The sequence below is a fragment of the Leptospira chreensis genome, assembly GCF_016919165.1.
Lineage (GTDB): Bacteria > Spirochaetota > Leptospiria > Leptospirales > Leptospiraceae > Leptospira_A > Leptospira_A chreensis.
This window is the reverse complement of sequence record NZ_JAFFPS010000021.1, coordinates 139,010-157,692: the sequence shown is the minus strand read 5'-3', so window position 1 is coordinate 157,692 and position 18,683 is coordinate 139,010. Positions and strand designations below refer to the sequence as shown.

Below are 18,683 nucleotides of genomic sequence, written 5' to 3'. Positions count from 1 at the left end.
AATGAAGATATTCCTGTATTTACTTTACCCTCTGAGTTTACTCTACCAATTTCTTTTTTGGTGGATACAAAGAGGGATTACTTCTTTCCACTTACCTCATGTTTTAGTCATCAGTGTTGGCAACCTCACGGTAGGAGGAACTGGCAAAACTCCTTTTGTGCAATATCTCGTTCGCTTTTTTAAAGAAACATACCCTGGTTATGCGATTACCATTTTATCCAGAGGTTATAAAGCAGAAAAAAGCAAAGAAGGTGGTATTTTACCGAATGGACTTACTCCGAAGTTGTATGGAGATGAGCCGAGCCAACATAAAGAAATGTTTCCCGATGTACAGGTAATCATTGGCCGGGATAGAAAGAATTCTTTTCTTCTTTATAACCAAATCAAATCCAAAAAACATATCGTGATTTTGGATGATGGATTCCAACACAAAACCTTGTCTCGAGATTTTGATTTTGTTCTCTTGGATGCCAACTCTCCTTTTGGGAATGGATTGACCATCCCTTTGGGTTTTTTACGGGAACCTATCAGTCATAGCAAAAGAGCTGATGCGATGGTGTTTACTAAGATCACTTCTGAAAACAAAATCCATTTGGATAAACATAAAAAAGTTTTGAGCCAAAAGCGAATTTCCGTTCCTATCTTTCATTCTAGTTTCCAAGCGGAAGTGAAGGAAGTTTTATTAAATCAAAACTTAATTCAGAAATCATTCAAATCTAAATTGGATTCGAAATACTTTTTGGTCACTGGAGTTGGAAATCCAAAGAATGTTTATGAAACGGCAAAATCTACATTGATCCCGGAATCGATTCGAACCAAATTCTTTCCTGACCACTTTGAGTATACAACCGAATCCTTATTATCATTACTGAATGAAATAAAGACCGATGAGGCCTTAATCACAACCGAAAAAGATTGGATTAAGATGCGAACGGATATCCGTTTTATCGAAGAATTGCGTAAAAAAAATACTACGGTATTATTACTTTTGATCCAAGTTTCCGTAGATGAGGATAAGGAACTAAAGTCTATGTTAGCTGGTCTCGTTTCCACATACGAATCAAAAATCGGTCCGGCTTCAAAGAATTAAAGATTTTTTCTGATATATGCATATTGTTCGGTTCTCCTAAGATCGAGGAAACTAGTATCTCTGCGGAATATAAAGCATGGGTGAGCCCCCGTGATCCAAGCCCATTGAGAATTCCTACGGATTCATAATAAGGGATTTGCATATTTTTATTCGCATTCCTAAGCAGATTTTGGTATTTAACGGATAAATCCAGTTGAGAAATATCAGGCAATTTTCCAACAACGGGGCTTCTGTCTTGTGATTGTGTTCTGTAACTCACTCTAGTGGCAAACAAACGGGGGTTTTGTGATCCCCACTCGGAAGAAAGTTTTGGTAATTTTTTTAGCAAATCTATCCACATGGATTCCGATTCCTCTGGCCTAGATTCCTCTTCTAGTTTGAATTCATCAAAGGTCGCACCTAATACTTGGAATCCGCCAATCGCAGAAGTGATATAATCGCCATACAGAATTCCATGTGTATTTGTCTGTTTTTGTTCGGGAATTTTCAAAATTTGGCCCCGCACTTTTTTAAGAGGCAACCAGCCCAGATGAGGATCCTCTGCAAATTGATACCCTTGGCTTAGGAATAAATAATCGCTCTTAATCTCACCTTCCGATGTTTGGCAGAGAATTTTATGATCCTCTTTTGATTTTTCCCAAGCGAGTAACTTACAGGAAAATTTGGTTTGTGGATCTGCTAATCTAAGAATTTGTTTTGTAAGATCTACTGGGGAAATGGACTTTCCTTCGGGAAAGAATAGGGCAGGGGAATTTGAAAATGGTTCGATACTTTCCTTTACCAAATGGCTCGGGATTTGATGAGAAATGATGGAATGCGAATAACGATCGTATGATTCCTTCGTATCCATAAGAAAATAGATTCCATCTACATGAGGAACAAGATCTTTTAGGTGAAATTTTTTCCAAACAGATAGAAAATACTGAAACGCTGTTAGTGAGAATTCGGATTCGGCTGTTTTATGTTTGGTGAGAAAGGGATACACAACTCCAATCGGATTCCCGCTGGCATGTTTTGCAGGTCCTGAGTCCGAATCGATTAAAACTGTTTTGATGTTTTTCTCTTTTAGCGCCAAACAAATGCTAACACCTGCAATTCCTGCTCCCACAACAACGGCTGTCTTATCTTGAAAATTCATTTGGTTTTATTTTAAAAAACCGGAGATCATCTCGCGTTTCCGCCCGAATCCTTTTTTCTTTTCAACAACAAACCCGAGTTCGGTGAGATTCCTTCGTAAAAACCCTGCCGAGGAAAATGTGGCAAAACTTGTCCCAGACGCAGATTTTTCACGTAATGCTTTTAGAGTATCCAATGACCACATATCCGGGTTTTTTCCCGGTGAAAATCCATCTAAATACCAAGCATGGATCAAGGGAAAACTCGGAAGGCAAATTTTAACATCCTCCAAATAAACTTTTAAGGTAAATTGACTTGGATTGTTTTTGTGATTCCAGGTGTAAGTCCAAAGGTTTTGCGTCTGATCTTTTCCCCAAACATCGATTGCATTTTCATAAGAACGAATTAAAGCTTCAAACCAAAGACTTTTCCCTGGATAACTCTGATTGAGCGTAAGGAGTGTTTCCTTTGTTAGCGGGTATCCTTCAAGGCTGACAAACTCAACCGAGATAGGGTTGTTACATGATTTCCAAACATCCAAAGTAACAAATAGGTTGAGTCCCGATCCAAATCCCAATTCACCAATGTAGAAAGTGGATACATTTGTCTGTTCCAGTCTGGATTCAATGCCATTCCCGCTGACAAATACAAAATGAGACTCTTCATAGCCACCTTGTTTTGAAAAATAAATATCATCAAATAACTTAGAAACCGGGACTCCATCTTTAAATTCAATGGCAGTATCAGGTTGATTTTTTGGGGTAGGGGACATCATAGAAAGGCTATCCCCTATTTTCTGCCACTGGCTTACCTTGGAAACCGAATCTCTAAATCCACTCACTGAAAAAGGTAAGTCACTTACCTTTTTCAGGCACTTTCCTTTGAATCCCGCTTTCGATCTCTCTGGGTCCTTTTTTCTTTGGCCCCTTGTCCATGCCTTTGTCTTTTCCTGTATCCATCATCTGCCACCAGATCGAGAAGGAAGAGAGGATTGCTTTATACAAGAATCTCTCGAGTTCAGGGTTGTGATTCGCAATCCATCAAAAAGTAAGTTACTTACCAACGAAATCGAGGCACTAGCGTAACTCATTCTCCAAAGTGAGCCACTAACGAAAGAAACTCCCTCTCTTTCGAAATCCACTCACAAAGGTAAGCCACTTACCCAATCCAATCCAATCCGATCTCATCTTATCATCTCATCCCAATCCAACCCACCGTGTTCCTTGGATCCAGTGAAACCAATTCAGTTCCACTTACCCCATCTCCCCGTAAATCACTTGAATTTATTATGTCTCATAAAAAAGACTTTCCAAATCGAGGGTACTTTGCATATTTTTCCCAGGTTCGGGGGCGATTCTATGGATTTTGTAAAAATCCGAGGTAAAGACTTACAAGACTGCATCATGCAGATGAAAATGAAATACGGTCCAGAGGCACATCTCTATGACCAACGAGTGATCACGGAAGGTGGACTCTTTGGGACAGGGCTTATGGCTCAACGGATGTATGAAATTGATGTAGGTGTTCCCGAAAAACAAAATTCGAAAGAGAGAATTGAACGTAAGTTAAAGGATCTCAAAGAACTCATCAAACAAAAACAAAGAACCGAATCCCTTCCTGAATCAGGACTTGTAGCGATTGGATCCAACCAATCTTCTGCCATGGGAGTCGGGAACTCTCACCTTCGTAAAAAAAATATCGATGCGGTTCGTCCATTCTCAGAGCGCCGTCGTAGACAGAACCCCCCTGTTTATGAAATTGAAGCCGCGGAAGAAAGACCTGTTGGCCTTTCCCTTTCCGAAGCCAGAGACTCTGTTCTTGAAGTTGTCACTCCAAACAAACTGCAAGCCCCGGAAAGACACCCTCATATCCAAAAACTCGTGGATCGTTTGTTAAACGAAGGGATGACCCTTGGTTTTCTTGAGGAAATGGCAGTGGCCCTAGAACGCAGATTATCTGCTGTGGACCTCGCTCGTTATGCCAATGTTACAGATAAAGCAGTTACTTATCTAGAAGAACGAATCCAAATTGACTCAGATCTTTTTAGCGGAACTCCCCGTGGGAAACGTAAAATCATTTTCTTTGTAGGACCAACAGGATCTGGAAAAACCACTTCCATTGCAAAACTAGCTGCTAAGTACAGTCTGCACATGGGGAAAAAAGTTTCCCTTTATACAACAGACAACTACCGAATTGCAGCCATTGACCAACTTAAGTTTTATGCAGATGCGATGGGATTGCCATTCTATGCTGCCAAAGATTTACGAAAAATGAAAGAGACCATTCTTCGGGATGGATCTGAACTCATCTTGGTGGACACAGCAGGTTACTCTCACAGAAAGTCAGAAAACCTGGAAAAACTTCAGGAATTCTACCAAGTTTTTGGGGAAAAGGATTATATTGAAACGATCTTAGTGCTTTCCTCCACTGTATCCAAAGACAACGCTCTTGCTGTTGCCAAAGCGTATGAACCGGTCGGATACAAAAGAATTTTATTAACCAAGCTAGATGAAGCAGAATTTTTAGGTTCTGTAGTGGAATTGGCCGATACTATTCACAGGGAATTCGCATTCTTAAGTGTGGGCCAGGATGTTCCTTTTGATATCCTAAATGCCACGAAAAAACTTCTTGCCGAATGTGTGATTTTTCCGGAAAAATTGAAAGGGATAGCGGGCGAGGTCTTCGAAAAGACCGTGTAACGAGCGTCGTTATCCTTGAAACCTAGGGGTAACGATGGACCAAGCTGCAAATCTTAGAAAGCTCACTGAAACTGGTACTGGATTAAAACTTGTTCAACCTCAGGATGCAGTTAAAAAAACCAAAATCATTGCGGTAGCTTCCGGCAAGGGTGGAGTAGGGAAAAGTACAGTTTCTGTAAACCTTGCTATCTCCATTGCAAAGACCGGACTCAAAGTTTTGATCTTTGATGGTGACTTGGGTCTTGCCAATGTCAACGTTCTTCTCGGCATCATTCCGAAATACAATTTATACCATGTGGTGAAAGGCCACAAATCTCTGAAAGACATTGTGATCTCGACTCCAGAAGGTGTGGACATCATTGCTGGTGCGTCTGGGTATTCCCAATTAGCCAACCTCAACGAAACACAAAGAAACAATTTAATCAAAGGATTCGTAGAACTCGATCGTTATGATGTGATGATCATAGACACCGGTGCGGGTATCTCTGCCAATGTCATTGGTCTTGTGATGCCTGCCGATGAAGTGATTGTTGTTACCACACCAGAACCGACTTCCATTACCGACTCTTATGGCCTGATCAAGTCCATTGTTTCACAATCCAAAGACAAAAATCTCAAAATCATCGTAAACCGTGTGCGTTCTGCCATTGAAGGGAAAAAAGTTGCCGACCGAGTCATCGATATCTCTGGCCAATTTTTAGAAGTCCAAGTTGAGAACTTAGGATTTATCTTTCAAGATGAAGAGGTGGAGAAGTCCATCCGGGAACAAAAACCATTCATCATCGGAGCTCCTCGCTCTAAGGCAGCTGCTTGCCTCACAAGAGTCACTCACACCCTCTTACAAACGGAAGGTGGTTATGATGACGAAGAAGGCCTTACAGGTTTCTTTAAAAAATTCTTCAGCTTTGTGGACTCCAAAGAGAAGGAAATGCAAGAGGACATGGAGGATGGCAACTAAGTGCAGATCGGATTTGTACTGGGATTTGCAGTCCTTGGTGCCATCATTAGCACCACATGTGGGTTTCTTGTCGGCAACCGGCTGGGTTATATCCTCTTTGTCTCACTCATCTCTACATTTGCTTTCGGTGGTTTGGGGTTTGGAGTTTTCTCTGTCTTACAAAAGAAAGTCCCTGAATTTTTAGAATTCCTTAGTGTGTTTTCTATTGGCGGATTTGGTGGCGAAAGCCATTCCGATGACTATGACCACGAACATGGTGGTATGGAGCCATCTCGTTCTGAGTCCGTCGGTTCTGATGACTTTGGAGTCCAACCGATGGGGGACAATGTCATGGATGCAAAACTTGCCATGGCCAAGTCAGGAAAATTTGGAGATCACATCATTGTGGATAAAATTGCGATCAAAAACGAGCCAAAACTTATGGCAGAGGCGATTCGCACCATGATGGCCAAGGATGATACCCAAGAGGGTTGAAAAATTACTGTTTTTAGAGGACATAAGAAAAAATCCTCTTGTAATTTCCCTTTCTTTACGATTTTTTCTATAAAGTAAGAGATTCCGTACTTCGGTTCCCTATGTCAAGATTGCTAGACAAATACAATCAGTTTGATGAGACAGATCTTTGGAAAAAATACCGCGTCACAAAGGATGCGGAAATCCGAAGTTACCTTGTTGAAAAATATTCACCTCTCGTCAAACACGTGGCTGGGCGGATTGCGATCGGAATGCCTCAAAATGTCGAATTTGAAGACCTCGTCAGTTATGGCGTTTTTGGTCTGTTAGACGCTATTGAAAAGTTTGACCCTTCTCGCGAAATTAAATTCAAAACATATGCCATGACCCGAATCCGTGGGTCCATTTTTGACGAACTTAGAAGTGTGGACTGGATCCCTCGTTCCATTCGTCAAAAAGCAAAACAGTTAGAAAACATCATTGCCATGCTTGAGAACAAAGAAGGCAAAAAAGTGGATGATGAAGAGATCGCAAAAGAACTCGGCGTCTCCATGGAAGAATACAACTCACTCCTTGCAAAACTTTCTGGAACCTCTCTTGTTTCTTTAAATGATATTTGGTTTCTCGGTGATGAGAACGATGAAGTTTCCTTTATGGAAACTTTGGAATCTCCGATGAATATGAACCCAGACAATATCATCGAAAAAGAAGAAATCAAAAATGTAATCGTAGAAGCCATCCAATCCTTACCAGAAAAAGAAAAGAAAGTCATCGTACTCTATTATTATGAAGACCTCACTTTAAAAGAAATTGGTGAAGTTTTGGAAGTTACGGAATCTAGAATTTCCCAACTCCATACAAAAGCAGTCGCAAGACTCCGTAGTAAACTCTCTAAAGTAAAATCCGCGATCCAAAAAAGGTAATTGAATGTCTCTCACTGAATTTCTTACAGAGGAACTGAAAGAGTTCGACCGTAAGGAAAAAGAACAAGTGGAAGTCATTGCCGATACCATCGAAGAGTGTCTGGCAATTGCATCACAACACTTGGGCCGCAAAGTTCATGAAATTGATTATGCTGTTTTAAAAAGAGGAAAGAAGTCTTTATTCTTTTCCGAACCTTATCATATCCGTGCCTCCATCATTCCCGATGATATGTTACTTGATGAATTAAGTCTTTTAGACGAACATCTAACGGGTGGTAGTGGGAAATTAGTTTCCAAAGATTTAAAGGAACTCGTCACTCCTAAAAACAAAGATGGTCGGGTTGCTGTTAAAATTTACAGAACCGGTGTATTCATTACTGTATATCCGCCGAGTGGGGAAGGTCTTGCCATGTCCATGGCGGATGTTTCTAAAAAACTTTCCTTTCGTGGTGTGGCGGGTGTTGATCAAAATCTAATCAATAAAATCCTCAAAGAAAAAAAAGGGGAACCGGTTCTCATTTCAAATCAGAAACCAAAGGCTGGAAATGACTCTAGTTGCAACGTAGAAATTGCTCAAGAGAATATGAGAGCATTTGTGACTGTGTTTCCAGCAAGGCCAGGTGGTCGTGATTTGGAAGTGTCGGATATCGTAGCAGCACTCAAAGGGATGGGTGTGGCACATGGACTCAAAGAAGATGATATACGTAAGGCTCTAGAGGAAGATGTTCAGAACAAACCTTTCATTGGTGCGGAAGGTGATTTCCCAGTGAACGGTAAAAATGCGGAAATCAAATACTATGTTCGAACAGAAAAGAAAATCAACTTCAAAGAAGACCAATCGGGTCGTGTGGATTACAAAGACTTAGATATGATTGAAAACGTTGTCGTAGGACAACTCCTTGCCGAAAAACTTCCAGCAGAAAAAGGAAAGTTTGGACGCAACTTGTTTGGGATGGTCCTCGCTGCCAAAGACGGTTTGGATACAGAACTCAAACAAGGAAAAGGAACCATTCTTTCTGAAGACAAAATGCGTCTTACTGCAGAGGTCAACGGACAAGTGTTATACGCCGCTGGAAGACTTTCTGTGGAAACGGTGTATCGTATCAATGGAGATGTGGGAGTTCGTACAGGAAATGTTACCTTCCTTGGTTCTATCATCATCACAGGAAACGTAGAAGATAATTATTCAGTAAAAGCTGCCGGTAACATTGAAATTTATGGAACCGTTCAAAAGGCCATTGTCGAAGCCGATGGGGACATCATTGTCCGCCAAGGGGTTACGGGAAGGGAAGAGGCACGTGTGGAATCCACTGGCGGAAACATCGTTGCGAAGTTCATCCAGAACGCCACTTGTATTACAGAAAAAGACATCATTGTCCAAGAAGGAATTTTACATTCTCATTTGATGGCTGGGGGAAAAATTTCCTGCAAAGGAAAACGGGGCCAAATTGTAGGCGGGACCATCCAAGCCGCCCAACTCATTTCTGCCAAAATCATTGGTTCCCAAGCGAACCCCCAAACCGATCTCATCGTGGGAAACAATCCCAAGATCTTAAAACAGATTGGGGAATACGAAGAGAAGAGAAAAGAAAACCAGGACAAACTCGACCAACTCACAAAGACCATGCGCACCCTAAAGGCGAGAAAAGAAGCCGACCCTGCGAGCTTTACCGCCGAGCAGGATGCCCATTTACAGAAATTAGATGCCGGAACCAAGAAACTCGAAAAGCGGATTGCTGAGGCAGGGAAGGACATCCAAACCCTGACCGAATACATGGACGAACAGGCTGCCAATGGCCGTATTTCGGTCGAAAAGACCATTTTCCCAGGTGTTACCATCCGTATCCGTAATTCTGAGTTCAAACTCCGCCACGAGACCAAAGCAAAGACTTTCTACGAAGAAGAGTCCCAGGTCCGCAGTGCTCCTTACGAAGATCCAGATGAACAGAAAAATGACTGGAGAAAAAAGAGAGGGCGTGGTAAGTCTAAGAATTAAGAGGGTCTTTCGATGATTCTAAACGAAAACTTCGCTAGTATCGCCCACCACTACGATTTTGCACGTAGGGCCCAGGCAGAGAATCCCTTCACCCACCAAAACCAGGTGGTGGAATTGCAAAAGGTTGTGATCCAAACCCAAAACCGAGCCCAAACGGTTCCTGAAACAAAATCAGGGAACCTAAGTTCGGCGGCGAAACCGAAACAAGACAAAGAAAATTCGGTTTATGCTTATTCCAAAGAGGGAGTCATTTATGATCGTCCTAGTTTGGTTCGGGGATCTCGTTTTGATTTAAAAGCTTAAGTTCTCACTCCGGAATGTTGTTGGAAATGTTCTGTAGGAGAATGACATGGAACTCTTTTCCCTTGTTTTAATTAATTTATTATTTTGTGGGATGATGTATGTATTCATCTCGGCAAAAGTACAAAAAGCAGTCCAAGAATATTACGACAAAAAATTGAACAGGGCCATTGATATGGCCACACAGGAAACCATACGCGAGTTAGATGCTACCGTTGCGGTCATCGAATCGAAGATGGTGGCCCTTCGTTCTATGATGGAACGAGGAGAGATCCTCGTCAAAGAATTCAAACATTACCAAAATTCTGGACTTTCCATGAAATCGGAGTTAGTTCCTGAGCCAACCTTCGAAGAAGAACCTGTCCTTGATTTGAAAGAACAAAGAACAGGAATCGGCAAAATCTACCAAGCCAATCAAATTCCAGTTCCAACAACGGAGGCGGAAACCACAGAAGGGGCAGTCAACCAAGCGTTTGGAAAACTAGGTAAAGCTGTGAAAGGAATTTTTGGAATGGAAGCACTAACATCTCCTTCCGCAGAATCATTTGACAATTTGGAAGTGCCAACTTTTCAACCTAAGATGAATTATACGGTCGGTGGAAATCCATTTACAGAAGAAAAACCATCCGAATCCATTCGCAATGAACTAGTAGATGGATCTAAAAAACGAGAATTCCTAAACGAAGTATCCAAAGCCAATGATCCCGCCTTTGCTTCTTATCAAAAAATGAGTATGGATAAAGTGGATCTTTCGATTGAGTCGGCATTGGAAGAACTCACCGCATCAGCAACAAAGATTGATAAAGTGGTTCATCTCATCAAAAAAGGATACAAACACGATGAAATTTCAGAAGCGATGAATATCGGCATTCATGAAATTCATTTAATTGAAACGATTCGACTTGATCGATCTAGAAGAATCTAAAAATATGTTTCCATGTCTTCGTTTCCGGTACTCAATGTAGGTTTTTCGAACGTAGTATTTGTTTCGAAAATTCTGACCATCCTTCAGGCGGACTCTGCCGGTGCCAAAAGGCTTCGTTCGGAAGCCAAGTCGGAAAGCCGGCTGATCGATGCCACTGGGGGACGAAAGACAAGATCTGTTCTCGTTTTAGATTCCGGACATATCCTCCTCTCTGCAATCCGACCAGAAAGTTTATCCAAACGGCTAGAATCCGGGGATAACCATTTTGCTGAGGGAGAAGAGGAGTCTGAAGATTGAAAGTAAATCCTAATTTATATATTATCTCTTCTGTCGCTGGTGGAGGAAAGTCTACCATCATCTCAGAACTACTCGCCGAGTTTCCTGATTTTTATTTTTCCATTTCTTGTACCACACGAGAGCCAAGGCCTGGAGATGTGGAAGGCAAAACCTATTATTTTCTCTCTGTTCCTGAATTTAAAAAACGAATTGCCGATGGCGAGTTTTATGAATGGGCAGAAGTACATGGCAATTATTACGGAACTCCGAAAGGCCCCATCCTTGCTGCCATTCGGGAACACAGGGTAGCCCTTCTCGATTTGGATGTACAAGGTGCCAAGTCAGTCAAAGAACTACGACCTGAATCTGTGACTATATTTATTGAACCACCAAACCGAGAGATTTGGATTGAACGTTTGATCCGACGCGGAACCGATTCCAAAACAAGCATTGAACGAAGGATCGAAAATGGAATTCGGGAATTGGATGAAGCACCAAGCTTTGATTATGTGGTAGTCAATGATCGACTTGAAGACGCCATTGCAGACGTCAAAGCCATTCTCTTTCGAAAAGAATCTTAAAACAATCGGACAAACTAAGTTTTACGGTTCGTCGTTATCCTCGTCGATACTCTTTCCATAATTAGGAACATTCTTTGCTCCTGCATCCAACCATTTGTTGGAGATCACAGACCTTCTTTCGGCAGGAAAGAGTGTGAGAAGGTAGGTGGTGATGGTTTGCCTTCCATCCTCTTCGGCATCTCTATCCATTTGTTCAAACACTTCAATGATATCATAGTCTGGCCAATTGATTAACATATCTCTTGCCGACTCCGGTGGCATATTGGCTACCTTGTTTGCGAGTACCTTTACTTTTTCAGCGCGGGCATTCTCTTTTTTCAACTTGTCCGCCATTTCTTTTTCTTTACGTTGGATTCCTTCTTTGAGTTCTTCCAAACGTTCTTTGTCGGCGTGGAGCGAAGAAGATTTTTCTTCTAACTCACGTTTCATTTGTTCTAGTTCTTCGCGGTCAGCAATCAGTCTTTCTTTTGCCTTTTCCATCTCTAGTTTTTCTAGTTCCGTGGGAGAGAGAAGGTCTTGGTTGACTAATCCCGCTTGTTTTTTAAGAAACGGCAAATAGTCTTCGGCATTGATGACTTGGAAGTAATCAAAAACAAAAAATCCAATGGCGATCAAAAAGAAAATAAGTACGATTAAAAAGAAGGATCTTGTGCTATCAGTTACACTTGCCATTATGATTTCCCTTGTCCTAGGTAGAATTTTTCATAAAAATCACGAAGAGTTTTGAAGTCGGATGTCAGTTCATCACCCCCGTCTTCACGGTTCAGAATTTTGAAAGTTCTTGGAATTTTTTTAGATTTTGAAGGCCCATAACTTTCTGTCGAATCGAATAATGATTGTTTGCTTAGTTGAAGGTTAAATTCTTCAACTTCTCTTCGTTCCATTTTGTTTCGTTTTTTCTTCCATTCCGCAAATCGTTTGTCTTTCAAAACCTCGATTACCTTTTTATTCATTCGAGCAACCATCACATCTTTACGAACTAGGTTTACTTCTTCGTTTTGTGCAGTGATTCGTTCATCCAATTCCTCATTGCGTCGCATAAGGCCCTGGATGTATTGTTCGATGGAAAGGTAATCGGAAAGGCTTGTCCCCACTTTAGAGGAGGCAAGGATGGCTTCGTAGGAAGATTCAATTTCTCTTTCATTGGAATCTTTTTCACCAATGAGGGAATTGAGTTTGGAGACAACTAGGGAGAGCCGACGGATTTCTTCTTCTTCCCGCCAACCTCGTAATTTGAGAACTGTCTCTAAACTAAAACGAAATCGTTTCACACCTGTCTATTTCTTCGGTTCTGAATAATTTTTGTACTCTTTTTTACTCGTATTTTTAAAAAAATGAGTAAAACTTGCAATATTGTCTTATCAACACTTACATTTGATTGTTTCGGCGTTTGTCTTCTATAGCCTAACGGCTTTCCCATTGTTGGCAACACCTCCCTCCGAAATCGTACGCAAAAGCCAGGGAAACCCCGTCCACTTGGAAGGGGAATGGGAGTTCTATCCCCATACCTTCCTATCCGAATCCACAGAAATTCCTGAGAAGAAACTCCAAGTTTTGGTTCCTGGAATTTGGAATTCGGAGCTTGGCACTGGGAACGGATTTGGAACTTATCGATTGGTTTTAGAAAGGCCAGAGGGGACAGACCTAGATACAGTCTATGGGATCAAACTTGTGGATTTGGCTACGGCATCGCGTGTGTATTGGAATGGAAAACTTCTCGGTTCGTCCGGTGTGGTTTCCAAAATTCCCGAAGAGTCTATACCTTCTTATCAATTCCAATTTTATCCTCTTCCTTGGAAGGAAGGACCTAACGAACTTTTGGTGGAAATGTCAAATTTTCACCATGACAAAGGGGGAATGTGGGAGCCGCCTTACGTAGGTGAGTGGAAGAAACTCTTCAAAGAAAATGAAAAAGACTTAGCCTCGTCTTTATTTTTGGCAGGTGCCGTTTTCATCATCGCTTTATACCATTTTGGATTGTTCTATTTTAGACGTTCCGATAAAGGAAATTTACTTTTTGGGTTTGCAGCCTTTATTTTGGCTCTTCGGACTTTGTTCACGGGAGAAAGATTTGGATTCAATGAAATCTCACCTTATATCAGTTGGAACCTTTGCCTTCGAATTGAGTTTCTAACTTTCTATTTATCGCCCTATCTTTTCTTTGCTTTTTTTCGCGAGTTCTATCCCAATTTCTATCCACGTTGGATGCATCGAATTCTACTCGTTCCCACCTTTATCTTTGTCAGTTTTATTTTGGTTTTACCCACACCCATTTATACAAAGTTAAATGGATACTTTCATATTGTATTACTTTCCGGTATTCTTTTGATATTTCAAGGTGTGTTCCGTGCGGTTTTGGCGAAAAAAGAAAGTAGTCTGTTATTTGCCATCGGAATCATTTCTGTGGCGGTCGCTGCCTTTGTCGATTTACTCAATGCCTACCAAATTGTTTATACTGTGGAAGCCATTCCCATTGGGATTTTTGTATTTATATTAGTACAGTCTTTAACCCTCTCCAGGCGGTTTAGTAAGGCTTTTTCCGATGTGGAGTTACTTTCGAAAAGACTCCTTGCACTCGATAAACTAAAAGATGAATTCCTCGCAAATACTTCACATGAATTGAAAACACCTTTGAATGGAATCATTGGAATCGCCGAATCTATGTTTGATGGAATTGGTGGAAAGCTGAACCAAGAACAAAGGCAAAATTTAGGAATGATTGTCAGTTCCGGAAAACGTTTGTCTTCTCTTGTGGATGATATTTTGGACTTTTCCAAGATGAAAAATCGAGATTTGGATTTGGATCTCAAGGCCATTGATCTTCACCAAATTTGTGATTTGGTTCTTGTGATTTCCAGACCACTTTATTTCACAAAGAACCTAACAGTTCGGAACCACGTGCCCATGGATTTCCCTCCGATTCTAGGAGATGAAGCAAGACTCCAACAAATCCTATTCAATTTGATTGGGAATGCGATTAAGTTTACAGAGAAAGGTCGCATTGATGTTTCTGCTGAAATTATGGAAAGGATGTTGGTTCTTTCCATTAAAGACACAGGAATTGGAATTCCCAAAAATAAGTTTGCCGATATATTTAAATCCTTTGAACAAGTAGATGCATCCACCACACGTAAGTTTGGTGGGACTGGGCTTGGACTTGCCATCTCCAAACGTTTGGTGGAATTACACGGTGGAACGATTTGGGTGGAGTCTGTAGAAGGAGAAGGTTCTATGTTTCGATTCACTCTTCCTTTGGCAAGGGAAGGGGAAATCCCAATGGAAAAACCTCCTGTCAAAAAGACAGACTTATGGTTTGGGGGTGAGTCCCCGGAATTTGAACCCATTGAAGAAACCAGTGATGAGTATGATGGGGAAAAAATCAAAGTTCTTGTTGTGGATGATGAACCCATCAATCGTCAAGTTCTCAAAAATCATCTAACACTCATCGGTTGTGACGTACATGAAGCGGCCAATGGTGGAGATGCCATCCGTATGGTACGTGATGAAGGCCCATTTGAGCTGATGTTACTCGACATTATGATGCCAGGAATGAGTGGGTATGATGTTTGTACAGTTTTACGAGAGTCCTATTCCTTATACCAACTTCCAATTTTATTTTTAACAGCAAAAAATCAAATCACCGATATCATCGCTTCTTTAGAAGCCGGTGGAAATGATTATTTAGCAAAACCTTTCGACAAACGAGAGTTAATCTCTCGTGCCAAGAATTTGATCACTTTGAAAAAAGCGGTAGCTGAACAAAACAAATTCATTGCTTTTCAAAATGAGCTTGGTCTGGCAAGGAAACTCCAAAGTTCCATCCTTCCCGAAGAAGCCCCAAACATTGTCGGTATCAAAACAGAATTTTATTATGAACCCATGGACAGTGTAGGAGGGGACTTCTTTGATTTTCATGCCATTTCCGAGACGGAACTTGGTGTGATGGTGGCGGACGTTTCGGGCCATGGAATTCCCGCAGCTCTCATCTCTGCGATGTTAAAGATTGCCTTCTCCACGCAAGTGCGTTTATCGAGAGAACCTGCCCAACTCATGACCCAAATCAACTCTACCTTACTTGGAAAAATGAAGGGAGCGTTTCTCACGGCATCCTATATTTATATCAATCTAGAAACAAAAGAAATGATCCATGCACGCTGCGGCCATCCCCCGCTTATCATCAACCGGGTGGGGGAATCCAAATCAAAACTCAGTTTGCCACAAGGAAAACTCATTGGTTGGATTCCCGAATTAGACATCCAGGAAGATATTGTCCCTCTTCATTCTGGGGATCGAATTGTTTTGTACACGGATGGGATTACAGAAGCCACCAATGCGGAAAAAGAAATGATTGGTCAGGAAAATTGGGAAAACATTGTACAAAGATACAGTGGATATCCTATTTCTGAATCCAAACGGTTGTTACTCGAAAGGATCAAAGAATTTACTGGAAATCGATCTCCCGATGATGATGTAACGCTAGTGATCTTGGAGATTGATTAAAAATCATCCTCATTACGAGTCGAAGATTGTAGGATTTTTTCCAATCGTTTGATGGCATCGTTGTAACTTGATTTTTCTTCAATCCTTTGCCGGAGATAGTCATCAATTTGTGATTTTTTATCAATGGCCATATCTACCTTTTCATCAGCACCACGAACATAAGCATTAAGTAAGATGATATCTTCTGAGTTTTTATATTTGGAGATCAGTTCTCGCACAATCGAGGAACGCATATAATGGTTCTCGTTAACAATCTTTTGCATAAGCCTTGATAAAGAGGCTGGCACATCAATCGCAGGATAGTGGCTTTGTTCAGCTAGTTTTCTTGTGAGAACGATGTGTCCGTCAATAAATCCGCGCACCTTATCGGCGACAATATCATCCATATCATCTTCGGCATCGGTTAATACGGTATAAAATCCAGTAATCGAACCACCATTATGCGAAGTCCCCGCTCTCTCAACAAGTTTTGCCATCTTGGAGAATACGCTGGAGGCATATCCTTTTGTGACTACTGGTTCTCCAATCGAAAGTTCTCTCAGAGCTTCCGCATAACGAGTGAGAGAGTCCATATACAAATTGACAGACATTCCTTTCTCCCGGAAGTATTCGGCAGCAGAACAAGCTAAATTGGCGCAACTGACTTGTTCCATTTTGGATGAATCAGAGGTTGCCACAAATACAACGGACTTGGCCAAAGCCTCTTTCCCAAGTTCCACATGTAAGAATTCATTTACCTCGCGACCCCTCTCTCCAATCAGAGCCACTACGTTGACATCAGCGTTCGTATAACGAGCGATCATCCCGAGTAAACTTGACTTACCCACACCAGATCCAGAAAAAATTCCAATCCTTTGTCCCCGACCTACAGTCAACATTCCATCGATCGCACGAACACCAGTCTCTAAAATGTCGGTGATGGGAGGACGATCCAGTGGATTGAGGAATCGAGGTTCGGAGGCTCTTTCTTCTTTGGTAATGAGAATCCCTTTGCTATCGATAGGTTTACCAAGACCGTTTAACACGCGTCCTAAGAGCTCGGGTCCTGCATTGAGAGTGATTTGACGGCCGGATGAGAAGACAAAAGCATGGGGAAATATTTCTTGGGTGTCACCTAATGGCATTAAGGTGTAGAGATGGTCTTTAAAACCAACAAGGACACAGGCAAGATATCCTTTGTCCGACCCGCGTTCCACTTCTAAGATTTCGCCTACTTTGGAATCAGGAGGGCCTTGGGAATAAATGACATTGCCCACCACGGATACAACGACCCCACTTTTGCGAATGGGCTCAATTTTTTCGACGACATTCAGGTATTTGGAAATGGCATCGATATGTTCCGTAAATTTCTTTTCGATCATGGGGGCTTTTCACTCATCCAATCATGTGACATAATTAAATCAAGCGAATTGAGGGTGGGGAAGAGGTCGTTGCGGATATGCCGGAGCCCAAGATCCACCTGCTAGACTTGTTGGCCTAGCTTGAGAACACGGATTGACAAGGGCCAGGGTTCTGTTTCTTATTTCTAATCTTCGAAGGCTCCCGTCTATCCCAGACATAGGAGCCTCTGACAAAGAGAGAACCTACTTTGGCTTTAGCGGCAGAGTTTGATTTGGTCGATATTGGAGATTTGACGTGGAGTTGGCAATTTTTTGCCCAAGACTACATTCCCGCCTTCGCCGACACTCGCTGATTCGTAAGCCCACTTGCCGAAGTTTGTGGAGACGGTAAAACAATCAGGAAAGGATTTTGATTCTTGGATGTCGGTTCCGGCCCAAACCAAAATGCGGTCAGGAGTTCGGAGATAGAGTTTTTTCCCATCTTCGGCCCAGCGAATTCCATAAAGGGGGAGGGCCGTCCAAAAGTTGATGGGAAAACTTAGGATTTTTTTGTCAGAGAGTTGGATGAGATTTAATTCAAATTCTGAAAACTCCCCTTCCGAGGTGGGACTTGCTGTGACAAGAGCCACCAAGTTACCGTTAGGGGATGGAGCCATTTGGAATATGATTCGTTTTTCGGGAGTGGCTGGATAAGAGAAGGCCCCACCTTTTTCCGGATAAAGGGAGAGTGTTTGGTTTAAGGTTCCATATTCATCATCCTTTCCATATAACACAAATAAAGTGGAAGAACCAGTGTGATAAAAAATTCCATCTCCCAAAGACCAAGAAGGAAGGTCCCATTCCTTCACTGATTTACCGCCGGTAGATCCATTTTTTACCAATTTGATTTTACTTGTATAATTTCGTTTGTCTGTGGTTCCGTTTAAAGGATTCCAAGAATCTTTTTCTTCGTAAGCAACGGTAAGAACTAAGTTAAAGTTGGGATCGTTACTAGGAGAGACTTCTTCTGCCAATTGTGCATGGCGCCAGATCATTTGAGAGCATCCGATTAGGGTAAGGGCTAATATTGGTAGGAGAAACTTCATGACAAAAAAGATAGGCGAAAGGTTATGCCTGTAAACAAAAAAGGGGACCAAAGTCCCCTCTTAGTTAGAAAAATGCAGATAAAGGTTTATTTTCCTTTTTTTGCTTTAGCTTTTTCTTTGTTTTTTTGGTCAATTTCCGCTCTATGTGTATCGCAAAGTCTGTAAAGGATTCCTGTAACAGGATTTTTACGAGTGACTTTGGTTCCACAAACGATGCAAAGACCTTGAGCTCTTCTTCTTTTGTAGAGTTGTTGTACTCTTTCCGCTCCGGATGCTTTGTATTTAGAGATTTGAATTCTGAATCCTTTGAAAAGGTAATTTCCAATGGATTTTTCAGGATCTTTTTTCAAATCCTCTGCAATTTTGTCGATTTGTCCTGGTCCTACTTTTTGTGGTTCCATAGCTTTCTTTTCCTTTAAATTTGAAATTTTTATCTTTTTG

At 41.5% G+C, this 18,683-nt stretch carries 18 protein-coding genes; 11 read left to right on the top strand and 7 right to left on the bottom strand.

What is annotated here, in order from left to right:
* Position 1: 1 nt before the first annotated feature.
* A complete protein-coding gene (gene lpxK / locus JWG41_RS06530) occupies positions 2-1,090 on the top strand; it encodes a tetraacyldisaccharide 4'-kinase (RefSeq protein WP_205269126.1) in 1,089 nt (362 codons plus the stop codon).
* Here lpxK and mnmC1 read toward each other — a convergent pair.
* Together mnmC1 and mnmC2 are read right to left on the bottom strand one after the other, a co-directional pair.
* Positions 1,029-2,228: an FAD-dependent 5-carboxymethylaminomethyl-2-thiouridine(34) oxidoreductase MnmC1 gene (gene mnmC1 / locus JWG41_RS06525; protein WP_205269125.1), complete on the bottom strand. Its 1,200-nt coding sequence runs from the start codon at positions 2,226-2,228 to the stop codon at positions 1,029-1,031. The two genes, lpxK and mnmC1, sit on opposite strands and share 62 nt — an antisense overlap.
* 6 nt (positions 2,229-2,234) lie before the next feature.
* On the bottom strand, positions 2,235-2,981 hold the full coding sequence (gene mnmC2 / locus JWG41_RS06520) for a tRNA (5-methylaminomethyl-2-thiouridine)(34)-methyltransferase MnmC2 (RefSeq protein ID WP_205269124.1): 747 nt from the start codon (positions 2,979-2,981) through the stop codon (positions 2,235-2,237).
* Positions 2,982-3,564: 583 nt separating this feature from the next.
* Between mnmC2 and flhF the strand changes: the two genes are divergently transcribed.
* The 9 genes from flhF (at position 3,565) to JWG41_RS06475 (ending at position 11,317) form a co-directional block, all read left to right on the top strand.
* Positions 3,565-4,905 carry a flagellar biosynthesis GTPase FlhF gene (gene flhF, locus JWG41_RS06515; protein ID WP_205269123.1) on the top strand — a complete coding sequence of 447 codons (1,341 nt, stop codon included), beginning with the start codon at positions 3,565-3,567 and terminating at the stop codon, positions 4,903-4,905.
* 34 nt (positions 4,906-4,939) lie between these two features.
* Positions 4,940-5,863, top strand: a complete 924-nt coding sequence (locus JWG41_RS06510; protein ID WP_205269122.1) for a MinD/ParA family protein — start codon at positions 4,940-4,942, stop codon at positions 5,861-5,863.
* Complete coding sequence (locus JWG41_RS06505) at positions 5,864-6,337, top strand: hypothetical protein (protein WP_205269121.1); 474 nt, start codon at positions 5,864-5,866, stop codon at positions 6,335-6,337.
* 101 nt (positions 6,338-6,438) lie between these two features.
* The gene (gene whiG / locus JWG41_RS06500; RefSeq protein ID WP_004785020.1) at positions 6,439-7,239 is read left to right on the top strand and encodes an RNA polymerase sigma factor WhiG; all 801 of its coding nucleotides are present in this window, start codon (positions 6,439-6,441) and stop codon (positions 7,237-7,239) included.
* Positions 7,240-7,243: 4 nt separating this feature from the next.
* The gene (locus tag JWG41_RS06495; protein WP_205269120.1) at positions 7,244-9,235 is read left to right on the top strand and encodes a FapA family protein; all 1,992 of its coding nucleotides are present in this window, start codon (positions 7,244-7,246) and stop codon (positions 9,233-9,235) included.
* Positions 9,236-9,247: 12 nt separating this feature from the next.
* Positions 9,248-9,538: a hypothetical protein gene (locus tag JWG41_RS06490; RefSeq protein ID WP_205269119.1), complete on the top strand. Its 291-nt coding sequence runs from the start codon at positions 9,248-9,250 to the stop codon at positions 9,536-9,538.
* A gap of 46 nt (positions 9,539-9,584) precedes the next feature.
* On the top strand, positions 9,585-10,460 hold the full coding sequence (locus JWG41_RS06485) for a hypothetical protein (protein ID WP_205269118.1): 876 nt from the start codon (positions 9,585-9,587) through the stop codon (positions 10,458-10,460).
* A gap of 12 nt (positions 10,461-10,472) precedes the next feature.
* Positions 10,473-10,757 (top strand): DUF370 domain-containing protein, encoded by a 285-nt coding sequence (locus JWG41_RS06480; protein ID WP_015681102.1) that lies wholly within the window; start codon positions 10,473-10,475, stop codon positions 10,755-10,757.
* On the top strand, positions 10,754-11,317 hold the full coding sequence (locus JWG41_RS06475; RefSeq protein ID WP_205269117.1) for a guanylate kinase: 564 nt from the start codon (positions 10,754-10,756) through the stop codon (positions 11,315-11,317). The genes JWG41_RS06480 and JWG41_RS06475 overlap by 4 nt, the downstream gene beginning before the upstream one ends.
* Before the next feature lie 21 nt (positions 11,318-11,338).
* Here JWG41_RS06475 and JWG41_RS06470 read toward each other — a convergent pair whose 3' ends face one another.
* Both JWG41_RS06470 and JWG41_RS06465 read right to left on the bottom strand, forming a co-directional pair.
* Positions 11,339-11,989: a periplasmic-type flagellar collar protein FlbB gene (locus tag JWG41_RS06470; RefSeq protein ID WP_205269116.1), complete on the bottom strand. Its 651-nt coding sequence runs from the start codon at positions 11,987-11,989 to the stop codon at positions 11,339-11,341.
* A complete protein-coding gene (locus JWG41_RS06465; RefSeq protein WP_205269115.1) occupies positions 11,989-12,588 on the bottom strand; it encodes a flagellar FliJ family protein in 600 nt (199 codons plus the stop codon). The genes JWG41_RS06470 and JWG41_RS06465 overlap by 1 nt, the downstream gene beginning before the upstream one ends.
* An 82-nt stretch (positions 12,589-12,670) precedes the next feature.
* Between JWG41_RS06465 and JWG41_RS06460 the strand changes: the two genes are divergently transcribed.
* Entirely contained in the window at positions 12,671-15,817 is a 3,147-nt protein-coding gene (locus tag JWG41_RS06460) for a SpoIIE family protein phosphatase (RefSeq protein ID WP_205269114.1), read from the top strand.
* On the opposite strand, the gene JWG41_RS06455 is transcribed toward JWG41_RS06460, so the two are convergent.
* The 3 genes from JWG41_RS06455 to JWG41_RS06445 all read right to left on the bottom strand — a co-directional run bounded on the left by JWG41_RS06455 (position 15,814) and on the right by JWG41_RS06445 (position 18,643).
* Positions 15,814-17,178, bottom strand: a complete 1,365-nt coding sequence (locus JWG41_RS06455) for a FliI/YscN family ATPase (RefSeq protein ID WP_205269113.1) — start codon at positions 17,176-17,178, stop codon at positions 15,814-15,816. The two genes, JWG41_RS06460 and JWG41_RS06455, sit on opposite strands and share 4 nt — an antisense overlap.
* Before the next feature lie 233 nt (positions 17,179-17,411).
* A complete protein-coding gene (locus JWG41_RS06450; RefSeq protein WP_205269112.1) occupies positions 17,412-18,191 on the bottom strand; it encodes a hypothetical protein in 780 nt (259 codons plus the stop codon).
* A 137-nt stretch (positions 18,192-18,328) separates the two neighbouring features.
* On the bottom strand, positions 18,329-18,643 hold the full coding sequence (locus tag JWG41_RS06445) for an LIC10235 family protein (RefSeq protein WP_002973161.1): 315 nt from the start codon (positions 18,641-18,643) through the stop codon (positions 18,329-18,331).
* Between the last annotated feature and the right edge of the window lie 40 nt (positions 18,644-18,683).